Source organism: Nocardia sp. NPDC024068 (assembly GCF_040638875.1).
Classification (GTDB): domain Bacteria; phylum Actinomycetota; class Actinomycetes; order Mycobacteriales; family Mycobacteriaceae; genus Nocardia.
The window spans coordinates 1-18900 of record NZ_JBEZYU010000016.1 but is presented as its reverse complement, the minus strand read 5'-3'; the positions used below and the strand labels follow the sequence as shown (position 1 = coordinate 18900).

The following is an 18900-nucleotide window of genomic DNA, read 5'->3' as shown; positions in this document are numbered from 1 at the left end:
TATCCCGATCACCCCGAATAGGAAGGACTTCGATGCCATGACCGGCACCGTCCCGAACGACACCACCACAGATACCGCCGCGGTCCTGGATCTACTCACCGGTGGCTGGGTCGCGCAGACGCTACGGGCCGTGGCCCAGTTGCGAATCGCCGACCATTTGGCCCACGGCCCGGCGACCGCCGAGCGGGTCGCCGAGAGTACGGGCAGCGATCCAGGAACGACCTACCGACTGATGCGAGCCGCTGCCTCGCTGGGAGTGCTCAGCTACGAAGGAGACCGCCGGTTCGGGCTGACCGGACGGGGGCAGTTGCTGCGCACCGATATCCCGGGCTCACTGCGTTCTCTGGTGCTGGTCCAGAACGAGCACGCGCACTGGCAGGCATGGGGGCGCCTTCCCGAGGCGGTGCGTCAGGGCCGGTCGCAGGCGCGGGAAGCTCTGGGCGCCGAGGTGTTCGAGTACTTCGCGCAGCCGGAGAATGCGGAGGAGGCGGCCCTTTTCGCGCGCGCGATGGGTGATTTCTCCGGCCTGGTCATCCCGGACGCGGTGGCCGCGGTCGATACCACCGGGGTGGCGAGTGTGGTCGATATCGGGGGCGCGGACGGCAACTTCGTGCTGGGCCTGATGCAGGCCGACCCGCAACTGCACGGTCAGGTGCTCGACCTACCCCACGCCGTGGAGGGGGCCCGGGCCGAGGCCGGCAAGCGCGGCCTGTCCGAACGTTTCTCCGCCGTGGCGGGGGATTTCTTCACCGAGGTTCCGTCCGCGGACCTCTATCTCCTCAAGCACATCCTCCACGACTGGGACGACGAGCGCGCCGTCACGATTCTGCGTAACTGCCGAACCGCGGTGAACCCGTCCGGGCGCCTGATGGTGCTGGAACTGGTGATCGGCACCAGCGATTTCGCCACCCGCATGGATATGAACATGCTGGCCGTGACCGGAGGTATGGAACGCGATCTCGACGAGTACGACGCTCTTTTCGCGGCGTCGGGGTGGCGCAGGGTGAACACATTCCCGGTGGGCGGGGTGTTCAGCCTTCTGGAACTGGCTCCCGCTTGAATAGTCGCGCAGCCGCCGTCAGGGGACGAGGACGACAGTCTTGCCGGGCAAACGCCCGGCCCCGGCGTCGGCGTGTACGGCGGCCAGCTCGGCTACCGGCCGACGGTCGGCGATGTGGAGCCGAAGTGTGCCCGCATCCACCTTGGCGGCCAGTTCGGCCAGTTGGGCTCCGTCGCTGCGGACCCACAGACTCGCGCTACGCACCCCGCGGTCGGGGTCTTCGGGAATCGGGCCCGCAGTGCTGGCGGCGACCCCGCCGTCGGCAACGTAGTTCGTCAGCTGCGCGAGCTCCTCCGGGGTGACGCGTACATGGTTCACCACGACGTCGAAAGGACCGCCGACAGCGGCGGGATCCGCGGTGAGGTCGAGCGGGCCGGCGAACCGGTCCGCACCATAGCTCCGCAGGCGGTCGGCATTTCGCGGCTGGTCCACCGCGGTCACCCGCGCTCCCGCATCCACGGCGAGTTGCACCACGAGACTCCCCACCGCGCCCCCGGCCCCGTTGACCAGTACGTTCTGTCCGGGTTTCAGCTCCGCGAGCTCGAATATCGTCTGCCAGGCCGCCAGGCCGGTCAGGGGCAGTGCGGCGGCGTCGGCCAGGTCGATCGTCCGGGGTGCCGGAGCCAGGGCCACGGCCGGAGCGAGCGCGTACTCGGCGGCGCCGCCGGCGGAGTCGAGGGGAAGCATCGCGATGACCGCGTCACCGACCTGCGGGCCGGTCACGTCCGGCCCGAGTTCGGCGACGGTACCCGCGAGATCCAGCCCCGGTACATACGGGAAGCCGATCGGGATCATTTCGGCCAGGACGCCTGTACGGATGTGGTCGTCGACCGGGTTGAACGACGTGGCCGCCAGCCGGACCAGCACCTGCCCGGTGCCGGGGATCGGGCGGTCGATGTCTTCGAGGCGCAGGACTTCGCTGCTGCCGAACTCGTGGAAACGCACTACTTTCACGTCACTGCCTTTTCTGTGTATCGATGCCGATGCCGGCGAACGATCGTTTGGAGTTAAAAAGGTTGCGGGGCAGGGCACTTCATACATCTGTATCGATCGGATGGAGTTGCCCATCACCAGCCGATCGAGGACGCTCACGGCGCCCGCGGGGTCATCAGCGGCGCCGACCGTCAGCAGCAGTGGGACGAAGTGCTCGTCCGTGAGGTGGGTGAGGTCGGCGCCGGGTGTTTTGCCGCGGAAATCGATGAGGCCCCCGGCAACCTGTTTTGCTTTCCTGGGCAAGTTGACGATAGCTCAAATCGGTTGCCTGGGCAAGTGAAATGAGTTGCCTAGGCAAGTTGTGTTGGTTTCCATGGCAAGCGAAAGATCGCACGGGACACTTGCTTGGGAAAGTCACTTGACTTGCTGGGGCAAGTAACATGGAAGTCATGGACACTTCGTCGCCCTGGCTCGATGACGACCAGCAGGATCTATGGCAGGCGCTGCTCACCGTCGTTATCGCCCTTCCGGCCACTCTGGATCGTCAGCTGCAGCGAGAGGCCGGCCTCTCCAACTTCGAGTACGGCGTGCTGGCCCGGTTGTCCATGTCCGATGCGGACACCATGCGGCTCAGCGATCTGGCCCGGGACTGCGACAGCACGCAGCCGCGCCTGTCGAAGGTGATGGACCGTTTCGAGGCCCGCGATTGGGTGGCCCGCCGGCCCGATCCCACGGATGGCCGATACACCCTCGCCACCTTGACCGACACCGGCCGCCGCAAGGTCGCCGACAGTGCACCGGCGCACGTCGCGGAGGTGAAGCGACTCGTGTTCGATCCCCTCACCGCCGCGCAACGCCGCCACCTCGGTGTGGCGCTCACCCGCATCGCCACCACCGTGCGCGGTGAAGTCGAGGGCGGATGAGTGAGAAGCCCACACGCCCACCACGGCCGCCCGCGATGAATCCATTCTGATCGCGTCCCGGACATCGGGCAGATCCGTGCGTGCGTCCGCGTTCGGCGTGACATCGATGTGAGGTGTAGGTCAGGTGGTCGCCGGTGGGGTGGGAGGTATCCGGAGCAGGTGGGGGTGGTTCGCGTCGTCGAGGGCGAGGGCGGCCGTCCACAACGAGGCGTCGAGTGTCTCCGGGATCCGCCACTGCTCGGGCGGGGCGGCCGGGACATGTATCCGAACCGGTTCGAGTTCGGGCAGGTGGCGGCTGGCGACGGCCCACCACTGACGGCCGCGCGCATCGACCATTATCGCGGTGAGCAGGTCGTCGGGGCCGGGCAGTTGCCCAGCCGCGCTGCGGATTCGCTGGGGTATGTGCCGGTTATCGGGCCGGTCGGCGAGCTGATCGGCGGAGACGACGAAAACCAGCCCGAAGCCGAACATCCCGGGGCCGAGCGCGATACGGATCTCGGCAGCGCGCAGGTGCAGCGGGTTCGGTTCGGTGTCGCCGCGGTCGCCGGTGAGATCGACGGCGGCGCATTCCGCATCGATACCGGTGCCGTCGTAGCGGAATCCGTAGAGCATCGGCAGCGGCGTGGTGCGCATCGAGAGCAGGTAGCGGGCGGTGATCTCATCGATGGATTCCGGGTCGGGGTAGCGAATGTCGGTCATCCTCCGGCGCCCTCTCCGTCTGTATGCGTCCAGAATTGGTGCCGGACCGCATCCCACAGTGGTGTGAGGCCGGGAAACCGCTCCCGCATGTCCGCGAGGTCCGGTGCGCGTTCTGCGCTGGTCACCGACAGCGTTGTGCCGGTCGCTGTGTGTACCCGAAGGATCCGGATGGCTTGCCCCGACAGACACCAGAGGGCCTCGCAGTCGCCGATCACGGTGGATCTAACCGCCGCATGCCGTTTCGACGCGGCCCCGGCGCTCCGGGATTCTCGCCTCATCGGAACTGCCTCTCGCTCCGAAACGTACGCAACGAGGACGGTTGATCGGTGAGTGCGAGGTGTATGGCCTCCCGAGTGGTCAAACCGAGCATCCGCGCGAAATCTTCCGCATCGCAAGCAAACTCCGCGAACCGTAGCGCCGCCGATGCCTGCCCGAAGTCGAGTGTCCGCCCCGGTAGGTACGAGACCACCCAGCCGCCCTGCCCCACCGAGCGCGCGCGATGCGCACACCGGTCGCTGACCATCCAAACCCCATCGACTACCTGCACCGACATCGTCTTCTCGATCCCCTTCGAGTGCGGTGATGACTGATCGGAGCCCGACCGGGCTCGCGAGTGTGAAGTTATAGTACTGAAATTCAGTAATCAACATCCTGCTGGAGTCCGGTATGCTCACGGGCGTTCCGCTGAAGTCCGCATCGCCAGCCTTTGGGAGATTCATGCCACCGACATCCCCGACCGTTGCTGTTTGGGAACTCATGCTCCGAATCAAGCAGCGTGCAAAGGAACTCGGTGTCACATCGGGCGCGATACAGAAGACCCTCGGTATCGGCGCCACCTACTGGTCGCAGGTCGTCAACTTCAAAGGCGTGATGACGGAGACCAAACTCTCTGCGCTACTAGATCTTCTCGAGGTTGGAGCAGAGGAACGGGCCGAGCTACTCGCGTTGCGCGCTACGGCGAAGGACCGAGGCTGGTGGAATCAGTACTCGGCTCTGTACGGCGAGAACACCCTCCGGTATTACGGACTCGAGCACGGCGCTTCGTCCATCGACAGCTATGAAGGCTGCGTGATACCCGGGTTACTGCAGACGGCGGATTACATTCGGGCGTTGACCACCTCGCCTGTCGCGACGAAGCCGGCCGAGTCGGAACAGCGGGTACGGGCTCGTGTCGAGCGGCAGGAGCGCCTTACCGGAGAGGATCCGTTGCGACTTACGGTTGTCGTGGGCCAGTCCGCACTGATGCAGCAGGTGGGCGGACGTGAGATTCAGCGTGCACAACTGCGGCATGTTGTCGAGGTGATCGAGAGCCATCCGGACACCCTCGACCTGAGGATTATCCCGTTCACCGCCCAAGGGAGCGCAGCTGTCAACGCGGCAACCGTGCATTTTCTGGACTTCGACAGCCCACGGCTGCCGACAGTTGCCTGGCTCGAGTCTGCGGTATACGCCGAACTCATCGACGACCTCCGGTTGATCGAGCAGTTGAAGTACCAGTACGCGCAGGCACGCGCGTCTGCTCTCGACCGCGCGGCCTCCGTTGAACTCATCCGGGCAATAGAACATGGCATGGCGTAGCGGACCGTGCATCCGGGCGTTCAGTGCGGATCAGCCGCAAAGACGCTGGACTAGCATGACGCCATGCGTTCGCGGTGGTTCAAGTCGTCTTTCTCGGGTTCGGAACACACCTGTGTAGAGGTCCGGTTCCATGGAGAGACGGTGCACATCCGGGACAGCAAGTACTTGCTGGAGTCCGGAAACGACCCGCTTCGGCAGCCAATGATCGAAGTCCCGGCCTCCCGATGGGAAGACTTCCTCTCGAACGTCGTCGATCCGGCGCAGGGCACCGATCCGACGTTGCCGGCGGTTATGCGAAGTGTCTTCGGGGTATCGGTGGTTGCGGGAGATGCCTCGTTGTGGTTCACCATCCCCGAATGGGCGGCGTTCGTGGCCGGTGTCGAAGTAGGGGAATTCGCGGCGGCATAGGTGCACGAGACGGTACGGCTGCGGAATCAGGCCGAACAGTGGTCGAGCCCCTACCTCGGCTGAAAAACCGGCGGCGCTTGCTCCTCGCCAAGTGGTAGTTGCCGGGACGTCCCGGACATCGGGCAGGTCTGTTCACGCCTGCTTCTCTCCGCAATACCGTGGGCCGATGACGACGGCAAAGGTCTATATCGTCGACCGGATCGTGACGCGACCCGGTCGCGCACGGGAGTTCGTGGACCGCTATCTGGCCGAATACGTGCCGGGTGCAATCGAGCGCGGTATGACATTGGCGCAAGTGCTGGTGGCACCGCCGCTCTGGCTCGACGACCGGTCCAATACGGTCACCGTGACCTGGGAACTCGACGGGCCGACCGGATGGTGGGAGATGACCTGGAAGGGCCGCCCGGACCCGGAACCGGGTCGGTGGTGGGCAGGGATCGAGCCGCTGATCTCCCGTCGGACTCGCGAATCGGCCGCCGCGGCCGGTGATCTCGCGGCGCTGTCCGATGTATGAGATCACCCGCCTGATCCATCTCGCCCCGGATACCGGCCCGACCGCGATCGAAACTCTGCGGAGCGCGTTGCGGGCCGCCGTCGGCCCGGCGCGCTGCGCGCTGGTCGAACCGACTCTGCCCGGGGTTCGCAACGGTGGCGATCTCCTGCTGCGCGCGAGTTTCACCGAACCCGACGCGAGTCGAGCGGCCGCCGACCTGCTGGCCGAGGTGTGCGATCGGGTGGAGGTATTGCGCGTCGACGGCGCCGATCACGGTCGCGGCGTGGGCGGTATCGCCGAACCCCGCCGTGCCGGTACGGTCCATCGCACGCTGCTGCTGCGGGCCGATCCGGCGACACCGCCGCCGGTACTGGCCGAATTCGAGGCCGACCTGCTGCGGATGCCCGGCCACATCCCCACCATCCGCGCCTGGCAACTGAGCCGGGCCGACCGGAGTATCGGCTCCGCGCAGTGGACGCATATCTGGGAGCAGGAGTTCACCGACCTCGACGGATTGTCCGGCGCCTACCTCACGCATCCCGTGCACTGGGGTCTGGTGGACCGCTGGTTCGACCCGGAATGCCCGGAGTGCATCGTCCGGGACAGGGTGGGTCACAGCTTCTGCCTCCGGACCGAGCCGGTTCTCACCGGCTGACCGAGTCGTGCCCCGGTTCGGGTGTTCGGCGGTCGTGCCGGTTCGGGTATCCGGGCATCGGTGCGGTGCCGGGTTCGCGGTGACTCAGCGCCGGTCGGGGTCCTGTTCCTTGACCCGCCGCTCCACCTCGCGCCAGCTTCCCGGGGTGGGGTGCGGATAGTCGATCTGGTCGTCGCGGACGGCCGCCACCAGTGCCTTCTCGGCCGCATCGATATCGTCGATCAGCTGCTGGGCGAGGTCGCGTTCGGACGCGTAGTACCGTTCGGCCCATTTCAGCACGATCTGGGAATAGGCCCAGCCGGGTTCGGATCTCGCGGCCTCCGAATCCACCGCCGCGCTGTGTTCGAGCCGTTCGGCGTCGGCGATATGGTCGCGCAGGATCTCCTTGAGCCGCTCCGGCGAGCTGAGATGCCCGAACATGATCCGCAGCATCACATGGTGTTTCAGCATCGGCGGGTCGACCGGCGAGCTGTTGGTCCACGTGGTCACCGCCGCGCGGCCGGCCGGGGTGATCCGGTAGAGGCGCCGGCCGCGCATGGCGTTGTCGGCATCCACCCGCGAGTGGGCGAAACCGTGCTTTTCCAGCTTCTTCAGTTCCGAGTAGATCTGACTGTAGGACGGACTCCAGTAGAAGTAGCGGATACTCCAGTCGGCCCATTTCTTCAGGTCGTACCCGGAGATCTCCTCCTCGTAGGAGAGCATGGCGAGCACCGCCCAGCTGGTCGGTGGCAGGTTGATCTGCACCGGGTCGGATTCGCTCGTCGTCATTCGCCGAATGCTATCAGTGGTCATATGCCGGTCCGGCATATGACCACCACAGAATGGGCGGCGTGTGGACGGGCCCCGATCCGGACACTCGCCGGCTACGGCGCCGGGTGGAGATCGAACCCCTTGTACTCGGCCGCCGCCACCTCGGCGATGATCTCGCCGTACACCCCGAAACCGCCCACGAACGGCATGAAGACCCGCGGTTTGCCCGGGACGTTCGCACCGAGATACCAGGAGTTGGCCCGGGGCATCAGGGTGCCGGCCGCCCGGTCGGCGCATTCGTTGACCCAGCCGGCCGCGGCGTCGGCGCGGGCCTCGATGGCCGTCGCACCGCGCTCGTCGACGAAACCGATCGCCTCGGCCACCCAGTCCACGTGCAGTTCCGAATGCAGCACCATATTGGCCAGCACCGACGGGCTGCCCGGACCGGTCAGGTTGAACAGATTCGGGAAGCCGGGGATACCCAGGCCCAGATAGGTCTCGGGGCCGTCGGCCCATGCCTCGTTGAGTGTGCGCCCGCCGCGCCCGGTGATCGCGATCTTGGCCACCGATCCGGTCATCGCGTCGAACCCGGTGGCGAGCACCAGAGTGTCCAGCGGGAAATATGCGCCGGTGGTGTGCAGGCCGCCCGCGTCGATCCGGTCGATCGGCGTCGCTCGCAGGTCCACCAGCTGCACGTTCTCCCGGTTGAAGGTCCGGTAGTAGTGGGTATCGGTGCAGATGCGCTTGGTGCCGATCGGATGGTCACGAGGGATCAGCAGGTCGGCCACCCGGGGGTCGTCGATCTCGGCACGGATCTTCTCCTCCCAGAACAGCCGGGCGGTGTCGTTGGCCGCCGGATCGGTCAGCTGGTCCGGGAAGGTCTTGCTGAACAGGACCCCGCCGAGTTGCCAGCGCTGCTCGTAGGCGTCGCGGCGTTCTTGCTCACTCACCTCGAGCGCGGACTTCGGATGGGCACGGTGCGGGGATCCGCCGCCGCTGGACATCGACAGCCGGCGGCGCTCGGCGTAGTCGGCCTTCTGCTCGGCCCGACGCGCCTCATCGAGCGGGATGTTCCCGGCCGGGACGCTGTAGTTGGCGGTGCGCTGGAACACCTGCAACCGCTTCGCCTGCTCGGCGATCACCGGGATGGCCTGGATTCCCGACGAGCCGGTGCCGATCACCCCGACCCGCTGCCCGGTCAGATCGACGCCCTCGTGGGGCCAGGCCGAGGTATGCAGCAGCTGTCCGGTGAACGTGTCGAGACCGTCGATCGCCGGGGTGTTGGCATTCGACAGCGGCCCGGTCGCCAGCACCACGAACCGCGCGGTGACCGCGCTGCCGGTATCGGTGTCCACCTGCCAGGTCAGGGTCTGCTCGTCCAGCGCGATATCGGTGACGCGGGTGCCGAATTCGATATCACGGCGCAGGTCGAAACGGTCGGCGACATGATCGAGGTAGGCCAGGATCTCCGGCTGCGCCGCGTACTTCTCGCTCCAGTTCCATTCCTGCTGGAGGTCGTCGTCGAACGAGTACGAGTAGTCCACGCTCTCCACATCGCAGCGGGCGCCGGGGTAGCGGTTCCAGTACCAGACCCCGCCCACGCCGTCGGCGGCCTCGAAGACCCGCACCGAGAGTCCGCGGCTGCGGAACCGGTGCAGCGCGTACAGGCCCGCGATACCCGCGCCGACGACCGCCACGTCGACTCGGGTCCGCGTACTCCCTGGTGACGGCGTCGTCGGGTGATTCACAGTGCCTCCCTTGGGCATCGGTATCCGCTGGTCTGCTGCGACCGTAAGGACCCCCGGCGTGCCCGGCGGCCGGTTCTCCCGCTGACCGGCACAATCACATTCACCCGCCACGCGGCCCGCACCTGCATCCGCCCGCCGTCCGGTCCCGCACCTGCATCCGCCGCCTTTCCGCACCGCATCCGGGTGCTCTCCCGGTGACCGGGAAGACCGTTATCCGTCGCGCGGCGCCGGACCTACCGTCGGCCTCTACCGGCGTGAGCCGGCGGCGGAACACCGCGTGAGCCGGTCGCAGATCTCGGCCCGGGCCCGCAGCAGAAGGAGACGATGGTGGACTTCGACGACGAAGTGGATGTGCTGGTGGCCGGTTCCGGTGGCGGCCTGGCCGGCGCCTACACCGCGGCCCGGGAGGGCTTGTCGGTCGCGGTGGTGGAGGCGACGGACAAATTCGGCGGCACCACCGCGTATTCCGGTGGCGGCGGGGTCTGGTTTCCCTGCAATCCGGTGCTGGAGCGGGCCGGGACCGATGACACCCTCGACGACGCCCTGATCTATTTCCGGTCCGTCGTCGGCGACCGCACCCCGCCCGAACTCCAGGAGACCTTCGTGCGTCGCGGCCGCGACCTCATCGCATACCTGGAGAGCGACGAGCATTTCGAATTCCACATGTATCCGTGGCCCGACTATTTCGGTGCCGCGCCGAAAGCCCGGCTCGACGGGCAGCGTCATATCGTGCCGGCCCCGCTCCCGGCGGCCGAACTCGGCGCACTGCGCGAACATCTGCGCGGCCCGCTCGACACCGACCGCCTGGGCGCGCCGCCGCCGGATCTGCTGATCGGCGGGCAGGCGCTGATCGGCCGCTTCCTGCGCGCGTTGTCGACCTATCCGGAGGTCCGCCTGCACCGCAATGCCGCGCTGGTGGACCTGATCGTCGAGGACGGCCGCGTCATCGGGGCGCTGGTGGAACGCCCCTCCGGAACGGTCGCGATCAAGGTGCGGCGGGGCGTGATCCTGGCGGCGGGCGGTTTCGAGGGCAACGACGAGATGCGCCGGCACTACGGTGTGCCCGGCACGGCCCGCGACACGATGGGCCCGCCGGGAAACCAGGGCCGGGCGCATCAAGCGGGTATCGCTGCCGGCGCCGATACCGATCTCATGGACCAGGCGTGGTGGTCGCCGGGACTCACCCATCCCGACGGCCGGTCCGCGTTCGCCCTGTGGTTCACCGGCGGAATCTTCGTCGACCAGGACGGTAACCGGTTCGTCAACGAATCCGCCCCCTACGACCGGCTCGGCCGGGCGGCCATCGAACGCCTGCGTGCCGGCACCCTGACCCTCCCGTACTGGATGATCTACGACGACCGCGCGGGCGCGCGGCCGCCGGTGCAGGCCACCAATGTGTCGATGGTCGAATCCGAGAAATACGAGGCCGCGGGCCTGTGGCATACCGCCGCCACTCTGGCGGAACTGGCGGCGGCCATCGGGGTACCGGCCGCGAATCTGGTCGCCACCGTCGACCGGTACAACGCGATGGTCGCGGCCGGCGCCGATACCGATTTCGGCCGCGGCGACGAAGCCTACGACCGCGCCTTCTCCGAGGGCGAGTCGCCGATGGTGCCGATCGACCAGGGACCCTTCCACGCCGCCGCGTTCGGCCTGTCCGACCTGGGCACCAAGGGTGGTCTGCGGACCGATACCGCCGCCCGCGTCCTCGGCCGCGACGGATCGCCCATTCCCGGCCTGTACGCCGCGGGCAACACCATGGCCGCGGTGAGCGGCACCGTCTACCCCGGCGGCGGCAACCCCATCGGCGCCTCGATGCTGTTCGGCCATCTCGCCGTCCTCGACCTGCTCGGCCGCTGACGCCGACCCTCTCCCAGAACAGGAAAACCCATGCCCGAACCGGAGCAGATCCGCGCGGCCGTGCGCTGTTACCTCGACACCGTCGCCACCGGGACCGCGGCCGAGATCGCCGAACTCTACGCCGAGAACGCCACCCTGGAAGATCCCGTGGGCGCGCCCGGACACACCGGCCGCGCCGCCATCGAGAAGTTCTACAGCAGTCTCGAATCATCCCGCCGCAGTACCGAATTGCTGAGCCTGCGGGTCAGCGGCGACCACGCCGCATTCGCCTTCCGGGTGATCACCGAGACCGGTGACCGGACCATCACCGTCGAACCGATCGACGTCATGAGCTTCGACGCCGACGCGCGGATAACGAGCATGCGCGCGTTCTGGTCCGCCGACGACATCAGCTTCGGCTGACGCCGAGACATCAGCTTCGGCTGACGCCGAGTTCCGCGAGAAAAGAGAGATCCGTGTCCGCTAGCGAACAGCATTGGGATCACGAAGTGGGTTTCCTGGTCGTGGGCAGCGGCGCCGGTGGTTTCACCGGCGCCCTGGCCGCCGCCGACCGGGGCCTGGACACCCTCGTCATCGAGAAGGGCGCCTACTACGGCGGCAGTACCGCGCTGTCCGGTGGCGGCGTCTGGGTGCCGAACAATCCGGTGCTGCTGCGCGAGGGATTGCGTGATTCCCGCGCCGAGGTGCGCGCCTACCTGGACGCGGTGGTCGGCGACCGGGTGCCGTCGGCCAATCTCGATGCTTTCATCGACGAGGGTCCGGCGATGCTGGATTTCCTGGAGCGCAGCGGTCCGCATCTGCGTTTCCAGTGGTGCACCGGCTATTCCGACTACCACCCGGAGGCGCCCGGCGGGCGGCCCGCGGGGCGTTCGATCGAACCGCTGCCGGTGGACCTGAAAAAGCTCGGCGCCGAGGAGGATCGGTTGCGCCCGGCCGCGCTGGCCACACCGCCGGGACTCTTCATCACCTCGAAGGATTTCGTCCAGCTGAATATGGTGACCCGGACCTGGAAGGCCCGGTGGACCGCACTGCTCACCGGCCTGCGCGCGGTGAAAGCCGTGCTGCTGCGCCGCCATATGGACACCCTCGGCCGCGCCCTCATCGCCCGGCTGCGGCTGGCCCTGCACGACGCCGATGTGCCGCTCTGGCTGAATACGCCGATGCGCTCGCTGATCACCGATGATTCCGGCACGGTGCTGGGGGTGGTCGCCGAGCGCGACGGCGCAGAGGTGCGTATCCGGGCCCGCCACGGTGTCCTCCTGGCGACCGGTGGCTTCGAATACAACCAGGCCCTGCGCAAACAGCATCTACCGGCGGGTGGCCGGGACAATTTCAGCGCCGCTTCCACCGATAACACCGGCGACGGCATCCTGGCCGGTGAACAGATCGGCGCCGCCGTCGATCTCATGGACGAAGCGTGGTGGATGCCGTCGTTCCAGCGGCCCGAGGGGATCAACCAGGTCCTGGTATCGGAACGATCCATCCCGCGCTCGATCATCGTGAACGGCTCGGGCGTCCGGTTCACCAACGAGGCGGCGCCGTACGTCACCTTCGTACACGCCCAGCTGGCGGGTGGTCACGATCCGGCGTGGATGATCTTCGATTCCCGGGCCAAGAACCGCTATCCGATCGGCGGCATCATGCCCGGCCAGAAGTTCCCCGCCGACTGGCTCTCCGCGGGACTGGTGGTGAGTGCGAACACGGTCGCCGAACTCGGTGCGGCCATCGGAGCGCCCACCGCCGCGCTGGAGGCGACGCTGCTGCGGTACAACGAATCCGCGCGGACCGGCCGCGATACCGAATTCGGACGCGGCGAGAGCGCCTACGACAACTACTACGGCGACCCCTCGCTGCCCCATCCCACTCTGGATGTCATCGACCGGGCGCCGTTCTACGCGTTACGGATTCGCATCGGCGACCTGGGCACCAAGGGTGGGCTGGTGTACAACGAGAACGGGCAGGTGCTGCGGGCGGACGGCACCGTGATCGACGGTCTGTACGCCACCGGCAACACCTCCGCCGCCGTGATGGGCACCGACTACGCGGGTGCGGGCGCCACCATCGGACCCGCGATGGTGTTCGGCTATATCGGCGCCCGCCACGCGGCCCGCAACCGGCCGACCGAGGAGTAACCGTGCAACCCATACAGTGCGCCAACTGCGGAAATCGGGTGCTGGTCGAGAAATTCAGTCCCAGCCATACCAGCATCCAATGGCTGGACGACGCCGAATCGGCCTGCCCGGAGTTCGCGCGCCGGGCGGCTCTCGGGGAACCCAGCCAATGGATTCCGACCTGCCCGGCGCTGCGTGATTCGATCGAACGGGCAGTCACCGAAGGCGAGCTGTCCACCGACGGACTGCGCCGGGAACCGGTACCGGGCCGCCTCGGCTGAGCCGGCGCAGCGGCCGTCCGAACGCACAGACACCGAGGTCCGCACCGACCTCGGCAGCGGTGCCGGTACCAGGCGCACCGGCAGGTGTCCCGGATACGAGGTCGCCCCGGCGGCTGCCCGGATGGTGACGTCCTCCCAGAGCGCCCGGCGGCGGACCCGCCATGTGGTCCCGGATCGGGATATGGTGGCGGGCAATTGCTTCGAGGTAGTCGGTGGGTCCGGGGGTGTTCAGTTGGCGCGTAACCGTCTCGTTGTCGCGGGTCGTGGCCGATCGCTGCGAGCACCGGTACCGCCCGCCCGGGGAACGGAGCCGGCGCGGCGATCCCTGCCGGTCCGGTTCCTGTACTGGCCGGGCTGGAAGAAGCTGGCCGCCATGGCGACCACTGTCGCCACAATCGGCGCGTCCGGCGCCGCGGTCGCCGCCCTCTGGTTCTCCGGTCAATCCCTGCGCGCGACCGACGACCAATACGACCTGTCCCGGCAGACCGCGGTCACCGACCGGTTCCGGGTCGCGGCCGAACAGCTCTCCTCCGACAAGATCAACGTCCGGCTCTCGGGTATCTACCTGCTCGAACGGCTCGCCAAGGATTCACCCGCCGATCAGCCGACGGTGTTCACGCTGCTCACTTCCTTCCTGCGGACCCATCCGCAGGCGACCGCGTGCACGGCGGAGGTCAGCGGGCCCACCACCTTCCCGGGCCCCGTGCCCGATCCGCCGGACGCCACACCGATCGACGTCCAGGCCGTGCTGACCGCCATCGTGCGACGCGACCCGGGGTCCGACGATATCGGCTACGGGCCGGACCTGGACAGACTGTGCCTGCCCCGAGCGACCCTGTCGGTTTCCAGCGATGCCGCCCCCGCGCCGCTGCGCAGAGTCCGGCTGGACCGCACCTATCTGCGCGGCGGTGACCTCCGTGGCGCGAATCTCTCCGGCAGCCAACTCGCCTTCGCCGATCTCTCCTTCGCGACCCTTTCCCGCGCCGACCTCACCGGCGCGCGCCTGGGCGGTGCGAATCTCGTCTACGCCGGCTTCGACGACGGCCGCCTGCTCGCGACCTCCTTCGACGACGCGAATCTCTCCTTCGCGACCTTTTCCGGCGCCGATCTCACCGGCGCGACCTTCGACCGAGCGAACCTGACCCGCGCCAATTTCGCTCGGGCGAACCTGTCGGAGGTGAACTTCGCCGGTGCGCGCCTCACCGAGGTGAACCTGGACGGCGCGAACCTTGCCGGTGCGGATCTGACCGGAGCGACCCTGGCCGGTGCAGATCTCGCCGGAGCGGATCTGACCGGAGCGGTCATGGACGGCGCGAACCTCGACGGCGTGACCCACGACGAGGCCACCATCTGGCCCAAGGGTTTTCGGCCACCCCCGGCCGCCCGGTGACCGCACGGGGGACTCGGCGGTCCGTTCACCGGGAAACCCCCACGCGTACCGCCCCGGAAGTGGCACCGTGGTCGGCGAAGCAGGCGATATGGAGGTTGGACGATGACATCGGTACTCGGCGCCGCGGAGACGCTGCGGGAAGTGCGCACCGACGCGGGACTGTTGCGGTACCACGAGGCCGGGTCGGGAACGCCGCTGCTACTCCTACACGGATCCGGGCCCGGAGTCACCGGCTGGCGTAACTTCAGCGGCAACCTCGAGGTCTTCGCTGAGCGGTTCCGGTGCCTGATCCTGGAATTCCCCGGGTTCGGCGTCAGCGACGATTTCGGCGGTCACCCGATGGTCACCGCGCTGGAAGCGGTGGTCCGTTTCGTGGACGCCCTCGGGCTCGACCGGGTCGATATCGTCGGAAATTCGATGGGCGGCGGGGTGGCGCTGAACTACGCGATCGCCCATCCGGACCGGGTCGGCAAGATCGTGACCATCGGTGGTATCGGCAAGAACATCTTCAGCCCGGGGCCGGGGGAGGGGATCCGGTTGCTGCAGGAGTTCACCGAGAACCCCACCCGGGAACGGCTGATCGCCTGGCTGCACTCGATGGTGCACGACCCGGCGCTGGTCACCGAGCAGATGATCGAGGAACGCTGGGAGCAGGCCACCGATCCGGCCACCCTCGACAGCGCCCGCCGCATGTACAGCCGGGCCGCGTTCACCGCGATGGTGCGCGCCATGGACGCCGCGGACGCGCCGCCGCCGTGGGCGATGCTGCACAAGGTCAAGGCGCCGACGCTGGTCACGTGGGGCCGTGACGACCGGGTGAGCCCCCTCGATATGGCGCTGCTGCCCATGCGCACCATCCCGAAGGCCGAACTGCACGTGTTCCCGGACTGCGGACACTGGGCGATGATCGAGCAGAAGACGGCGTTCGAGTCAGCGGTGCTGGCCTTCCTCACCCGCCCGAGCTGAACTCACGCTCTACCTCCCGGCGTCGCCACGCCCGATTCGCTGCCGGGAGGTCTCGCACACCGATCGGATCCCTGAAGCCGGGGCTACTCGTAGTGGTGACGGCACGACAGGACGTGGATCACCTCGTTCTCGACCCGGTACACCAGTCGGTGTTCCTGGGTGATCCGCCGCGACCACCAGCCGGCCAGACTGTGCAGCAGTGGCTCCGGCTTGCCGATTCCATCGGCCTGGCCGTGGACCACGATGTCATCGAACAGCCGGTTGATCTTGCGTGCCGCCGCCCTGTCGTTGGCAACCGTCCATACGTAGTCGTTCCACGCTTCGCCGGCGAAGTGGAGCTTCACGCCACGCCTGCCGAATCGTCATCGTCGGCCGGCACGTCCAGGCGGTCGCCGGGAATGAACCCTCCGGCCGCGAATTCCTCCAGCCCCCGTTGCAGATGCCGCGCATTGGCAGGGGTGCCGAGCAGATGCGCGGTCTCCTTCAACGCCTCGTATTCACGGAGCGAAACCACGATCGCCGGCTCGTGCCCGGCGCGGGTGACCACGATCTCTTCGAGGTCATCGGTGGCCGTGTCGAGCACCTTTGCCAGGGTCGCGCGGGCTTCGGTATAGGAAATCTGCCGCATTCATTCACTGTACAGGATTCCTGTACGCGCCCGGGTGGTCTGAGGGTATTGCACCATCTGGGAGCGCAGGATTGCCCGCTAGTCCCCGGCGGGCATATGGGCTTTTGCCTGCTCGTAACCACCGGCGCCGCCCGTTTCGGCCCGGCGATAGACCAGGTGGACCACGCCGGTGGTGAAGGTGGTCGAGGAGAGCAGTTCCAGCGAAAGGGTGCCGCCGCTATCGAACAGGCGCATACCCTTGCCGACGACGATCGGGTGCACCAGCAGGTGCAGTTCGTCCAGCAAACCGGCGGCCAGCAACTGGCGCACGACGGAAACCGAACCGCTGATCGCGATATCGCCACCCGGTTCCGCCTTCAACGCCGCCACCGCCTCCAGCAGATTTCCGCGCAGCAGCTCCGAATTGCGCCAGGTGAGCTCGAGGTCCTGGGATGACACCACGATCTTGCGGGCATCGCCGAGTTTCCCGGCGAAGAACGCGTCCTCGCCGCCTTCGGCTTCGCGGGCCGGCCAGGCCTCGGCGAACCCCTCGTAGGTGACCCGGCCCATCAGCAGGGTGTCGGCATCCATCTGAGCGCCGACCGCGGCCCCCATCTCATCGTTGAAATACGGGAAGTGCCAGTCCTGCGGGTCCTGGACCACCCCGTCGAGAGCCACGAACATGCCCGCGGTGATCTTCCTCATCGTCCCACTCCTTGCTCGGTAACCGACCGTGTCAACCGATTGGACGGAGTAGCCCGGGACAACTCATCGGACCGGGTCGGTGCGATGAGTGCTCGATCCCTGATCCCGCGACCCCGGCACCTCCCAACGCCTCGTCGGTGCCGGGCGCGTGATCACCGCTTGACCTCAATAATGGTTGAGGAAGAAAGGTGGTGGGCGGCGGCCGATGGGGACGCCGAACGCATACGGGAGAAAACCGATGACGATATCGACCGGCACCGCCACCACCGCACCACCGCCCGGTCCGGCCACCCGGAAGCCGATGACGATCGCCCTGGTCCTGGTGGTCGGCTCGATCATGGCGACCCTCGATCAGACCATCGTCAACGTGGCGATCAATCGGCTCTCCGCCGAATTCGCGGCGCCACTGGCCACCATCCAGTGGGTGTCGACCGGATACGCGCTGGCGGTCGCCGGGGTGGTCCCGGTGGCCGCGTGGGCGATGGGCAGATTCGGGGCGAAACGCCTGTACCTGGTGGCCGTGACGATTTTCGCGATCGGTTCGCTGCTGGCCGGCGCGGCCTGGAACATCGAGTCGCTGATCGCCTTCCGGGTGGTGCAGGGGCTCGGCGGTGGGCTGCTCATGCCGGTGGGGATGACCGTGCTGCTGCGCGCGGCCAGTCCGGACCGGTTGGGGCGCGCGATGAGCACGATGGGTCTGGCGATCCTGGTCGTTCCGCTGGCGGGCCCGGTCCTCGGCGGGTATCTGATCGACGAGATGTCGTGGCGCTGGATGTTCTTCGTGAACGTTCCCGTCGCCGTGGTGGTGCTGGCCCTCGCCCTGCGGGTCTTCCCCGTCGACGATCCGCAACCGCGCCGGCGGCTCGACACGGTCGGGATCGCGCTCATGTCGCCCGGTCTGGCTCTGCTGATCTACGGGGTCACCGCCGCGGGCGAGCACGGCGGCTTTCCGCTCGGCCCGGTTGTGCTGCCGCTGCTGCTCGGCGCGGCTCTGGTGGCGATCTTCGTGCACCGCGGTTTCACCGCTCCGGAGCCCCTGCTCGACCTGCGGATCCTGCGCCGCCGCGAGGTCGGGGCCGCCTCCGCCCTGCTCGCTCTGTTCGCGGCGGGCTATTTCGGCGCGATGCTGTTGCAGCCGCTGTACTTCCAGGTGGTGCGGGGTGAATCGGCGTTGGTGGCGGGCGCGCTGGGTATCCCGTTCGCGCTGGCGTCCGGAACGACCATGCAGATAGCGGGCCGGCTCATCGACCGTTTCCCGCCCGGGCGGTACCTACCGGTCTCGATAGCGGTCGGGGTGGTGGGTTTCCTGCTCTTCCGTGCCCAGCTGGATACCGATTCCTCCTACTGGGGCCTGTGCGCGGCGATGCTGCTCATGGGCGCCGGCGGTGGCGGCACCATGATGCCCGCCATCACCACCGCGACCCGCGCGCTGACGCCCGACCAGCAGGCGGGTGGCAGCACGACCGTGAACTTGATCAACACCACGGTGATGGCCATCGGGACCGCGGTGGTCGCGGTGGTGCTGTCCGCGCTGTTGCCGATCGCGGGCGGATTGCAGGCGTTGCACGCGCTGGACCCCGCCGCACACGCGGCGCTCGCCCCCGCGCTGGCGGAGGCGTTCCAGGGCGCCTACCTGATCCGAGATATCGGACAGGAAATCCAGCATCTCCGGTTCGAGGGAATCCAGCACGTTCTCCGCCAGATACTCACGGATACCGTGGCCGCCCTCGGAC

General features: G+C 67.6%; 20 protein-coding genes. 13 read left to right on the top strand and 7 right to left on the bottom strand.

The window, feature by feature from the left end:
• The first annotated feature begins 37 nt into the window (after positions 1-37).
• Positions 38-1060, top strand: a complete 1023-nt coding sequence (locus tag AB0F41_RS15635; protein ID WP_357424200.1) for a methyltransferase — start codon at positions 38-40, stop codon at positions 1058-1060.
• 18 nt (positions 1061-1078) lie between these two features.
• On the opposite strand, the gene AB0F41_RS15630 is transcribed toward AB0F41_RS15635, so the two are convergent.
• Positions 1079-2014, bottom strand: coding sequence for an NADP-dependent oxidoreductase (locus AB0F41_RS15630; RefSeq protein ID WP_357424198.1), 936 nt, complete (start codon positions 2012-2014; stop codon positions 1079-1081).
• Between the two features lie 428 nt (positions 2015-2442).
• Between AB0F41_RS15630 and AB0F41_RS15625 the strand changes: the two genes are divergently transcribed.
• The gene (locus tag AB0F41_RS15625) at positions 2443-2916 is read left to right on the top strand and encodes a MarR family winged helix-turn-helix transcriptional regulator (protein WP_357424196.1); all 474 of its coding nucleotides are present in this window, start codon (positions 2443-2445) and stop codon (positions 2914-2916) included.
• Between the two features lie 120 nt (positions 2917-3036).
• On the opposite strand, the gene AB0F41_RS15620 is transcribed toward AB0F41_RS15625, so the two are convergent.
• A complete protein-coding gene (locus AB0F41_RS15620; RefSeq protein ID WP_357424194.1) occupies positions 3037-3615 on the bottom strand; it encodes a hypothetical protein in 579 nt (192 codons plus the stop codon).
• Positions 3616-4281: 666 nt separating this feature from the next.
• On the opposite strand from AB0F41_RS15620, the gene AB0F41_RS15615 reads away from it, so the two are divergent.
• The 4 genes from AB0F41_RS15615 to AB0F41_RS15600 all read left to right on the top strand — a co-directional run bounded on the left by AB0F41_RS15615 (position 4282) and on the right by AB0F41_RS15600 (position 6749).
• Positions 4282-5193 carry a DUF5753 domain-containing protein gene (locus AB0F41_RS15615; protein ID WP_357424192.1) on the top strand — a complete coding sequence of 304 codons (912 nt, stop codon included), beginning with the start codon at positions 4282-4284 and terminating at the stop codon, positions 5191-5193.
• A gap of 63 nt (positions 5194-5256) precedes the next feature.
• Positions 5257-5601 (top strand): DUF397 domain-containing protein, encoded by a 345-nt coding sequence (locus AB0F41_RS15610; RefSeq protein ID WP_357424190.1) that lies wholly within the window; start codon positions 5257-5259, stop codon positions 5599-5601.
• 166 nt (positions 5602-5767) lie between these two features.
• Positions 5768-6115 (top strand): hypothetical protein, encoded by a 348-nt coding sequence (locus tag AB0F41_RS15605; protein WP_357424188.1) that lies wholly within the window; start codon positions 5768-5770, stop codon positions 6113-6115.
• Positions 6108-6749 carry a Dabb family protein gene (locus AB0F41_RS15600; RefSeq protein WP_357424186.1) on the top strand — a complete coding sequence of 214 codons (642 nt, stop codon included), beginning with the start codon at positions 6108-6110 and terminating at the stop codon, positions 6747-6749. The genes AB0F41_RS15605 and AB0F41_RS15600 overlap by 8 nt, the downstream gene beginning before the upstream one ends.
• 84 nt (positions 6750-6833) lie before the next feature.
• On the opposite strand, the gene AB0F41_RS15595 is transcribed toward AB0F41_RS15600, so the two are convergent.
• Together AB0F41_RS15595 and AB0F41_RS15590 are read right to left on the bottom strand one after the other, a co-directional pair.
• Positions 6834-7517, bottom strand: a complete 684-nt coding sequence (locus tag AB0F41_RS15595; RefSeq protein ID WP_357424184.1) for a PadR family transcriptional regulator — start codon at positions 7515-7517, stop codon at positions 6834-6836.
• Between the two features lie 95 nt (positions 7518-7612).
• On the bottom strand, positions 7613-9247 hold the full coding sequence (locus AB0F41_RS15590) for an NAD(P)/FAD-dependent oxidoreductase (RefSeq protein ID WP_357424182.1): 1635 nt from the start codon (positions 9245-9247) through the stop codon (positions 7613-7615).
• A gap of 324 nt (positions 9248-9571) precedes the next feature.
• Between AB0F41_RS15590 and AB0F41_RS15585 the strand changes: the two genes are divergently transcribed.
• The 6 genes from AB0F41_RS15585 (at position 9572) to AB0F41_RS15560 (ending at position 15855) form a co-directional block, all read left to right on the top strand.
• Positions 9572-11107: an FAD-binding protein gene (locus AB0F41_RS15585; RefSeq protein ID WP_357424180.1), complete on the top strand. Its 1536-nt coding sequence runs from the start codon at positions 9572-9574 to the stop codon at positions 11105-11107.
• A 30-nt stretch (positions 11108-11137) separates the two neighbouring features.
• Positions 11138-11509, top strand: coding sequence for a nuclear transport factor 2 family protein (locus AB0F41_RS15580; protein WP_357424178.1), 372 nt, complete (start codon positions 11138-11140; stop codon positions 11507-11509).
• A 53-nt stretch (positions 11510-11562) separates the two neighbouring features.
• Positions 11563-13239 (top strand): FAD-dependent oxidoreductase, encoded by a 1677-nt coding sequence (locus AB0F41_RS15575; RefSeq protein ID WP_357424176.1) that lies wholly within the window; start codon positions 11563-11565, stop codon positions 13237-13239.
• Positions 13240-13241: 2 nt separating this feature from the next.
• Positions 13242-13499 carry a hypothetical protein gene (locus tag AB0F41_RS15570; protein WP_357424174.1) on the top strand — a complete coding sequence of 86 codons (258 nt, stop codon included), beginning with the start codon at positions 13242-13244 and terminating at the stop codon, positions 13497-13499.
• Between the two features lie 121 nt (positions 13500-13620).
• Entirely contained in the window at positions 13621-14889 is a 1269-nt protein-coding gene (locus AB0F41_RS15565) for a pentapeptide repeat-containing protein (RefSeq protein WP_357424172.1), read from the top strand.
• 102 nt (positions 14890-14991) lie between these two features.
• Complete coding sequence (locus AB0F41_RS15560) at positions 14992-15855, top strand: alpha/beta fold hydrolase (RefSeq protein ID WP_357424170.1); 864 nt, start codon at positions 14992-14994, stop codon at positions 15853-15855.
• An 83-nt stretch (positions 15856-15938) separates the two neighbouring features.
• On the opposite strand, the gene AB0F41_RS15555 is transcribed toward AB0F41_RS15560, so the two are convergent.
• From AB0F41_RS15555 to AB0F41_RS15545, 3 genes are all read right to left on the bottom strand, one after another.
• Positions 15939-16199: a Txe/YoeB family addiction module toxin gene (locus tag AB0F41_RS15555; protein ID WP_357424168.1), complete on the bottom strand. Its 261-nt coding sequence runs from the start codon at positions 16197-16199 to the stop codon at positions 15939-15941.
• On the bottom strand, positions 16196-16483 hold the full coding sequence (locus tag AB0F41_RS15550) for a type II toxin-antitoxin system prevent-host-death family antitoxin (RefSeq protein ID WP_357424166.1): 288 nt from the start codon (positions 16481-16483) through the stop codon (positions 16196-16198). Before AB0F41_RS15550 ends, AB0F41_RS15555 begins: the two co-directional genes overlap by 4 nt.
• A 78-nt stretch (positions 16484-16561) precedes the next feature.
• Positions 16562-17167 (bottom strand): dihydrofolate reductase family protein, encoded by a 606-nt coding sequence (locus AB0F41_RS15545; RefSeq protein ID WP_357424164.1) that lies wholly within the window; start codon positions 17165-17167, stop codon positions 16562-16564.
• Between the two features lie 238 nt (positions 17168-17405).
• Between AB0F41_RS15545 and AB0F41_RS15540 the strand changes: the two genes are divergently transcribed.
• The coding region (locus AB0F41_RS15540; RefSeq protein WP_357424162.1) for a DHA2 family efflux MFS transporter permease subunit at positions 17406-18900 on the top strand (1495 nt) is incomplete at its 3' end.

Bases quoted from the DNA above. Each gene is read 5' to 3' on its own strand.
- AB0F41_RS15635 (WP_357424200.1), top strand. From the start codon at position 38: ATGACCGGCACCGTCCCGAACGACACCACCACAGATACCGCCGCGGTC.
- AB0F41_RS15610 (WP_357424190.1), top strand. From the start codon at position 5,257: ATGCGTTCGCGGTGGTTCAAGTCGTCTTTCTCGGGTTCGGAACACACC.
- AB0F41_RS15580 (WP_357424178.1), top strand. From the start codon at position 11,138: ATGCCCGAACCGGAGCAGATCCGCGCGGCCGTGCGCTGTTACCTCGAC.
- AB0F41_RS15605 (WP_357424188.1), top strand. From the start codon at position 5,768: ATGACGACGGCAAAGGTCTATATCGTCGACCGGATCGTGACGCGACCC.
- AB0F41_RS15600 (WP_357424186.1), top strand. From the start codon at position 6,108: ATGTATGAGATCACCCGCCTGATCCATCTCGCCCCGGATACCGGCCCG.
- AB0F41_RS15620 (WP_357424194.1), bottom strand. From the start codon at position 3,615: ATGACCGACATTCGCTACCCCGACCCGGAATCCATCGATGAGATCACC.
- AB0F41_RS15565 (WP_357424172.1), top strand. From the start codon at position 13,621: ATGGTGACGTCCTCCCAGAGCGCCCGGCGGCGGACCCGCCATGTGGTC.
- AB0F41_RS15545 (WP_357424164.1), bottom strand. From the start codon at position 17,167: ATGAGGAAGATCACCGCGGGCATGTTCGTGGCTCTCGACGGGGTGGTC.
- AB0F41_RS15585 (WP_357424180.1), top strand. From the start codon at position 9,572: ATGGTGGACTTCGACGACGAAGTGGATGTGCTGGTGGCCGGTTCCGGT.
- AB0F41_RS15625 (WP_357424196.1), top strand. From the start codon at position 2,443: ATGGACACTTCGTCGCCCTGGCTCGATGACGACCAGCAGGATCTATGG.
- AB0F41_RS15560 (WP_357424170.1), top strand. From the start codon at position 14,992: ATGACATCGGTACTCGGCGCCGCGGAGACGCTGCGGGAAGTGCGCACC.
- AB0F41_RS15550 (WP_357424166.1), bottom strand. From the start codon at position 16,483: ATGCGGCAGATTTCCTATACCGAAGCCCGCGCGACCCTGGCAAAGGTG.
- AB0F41_RS15615 (WP_357424192.1), top strand. From the start codon at position 4,282: ATGCTCACGGGCGTTCCGCTGAAGTCCGCATCGCCAGCCTTTGGGAGA.
- AB0F41_RS15595 (WP_357424184.1), bottom strand. From the start codon at position 7,517: ATGACGACGAGCGAATCCGACCCGGTGCAGATCAACCTGCCACCGACC.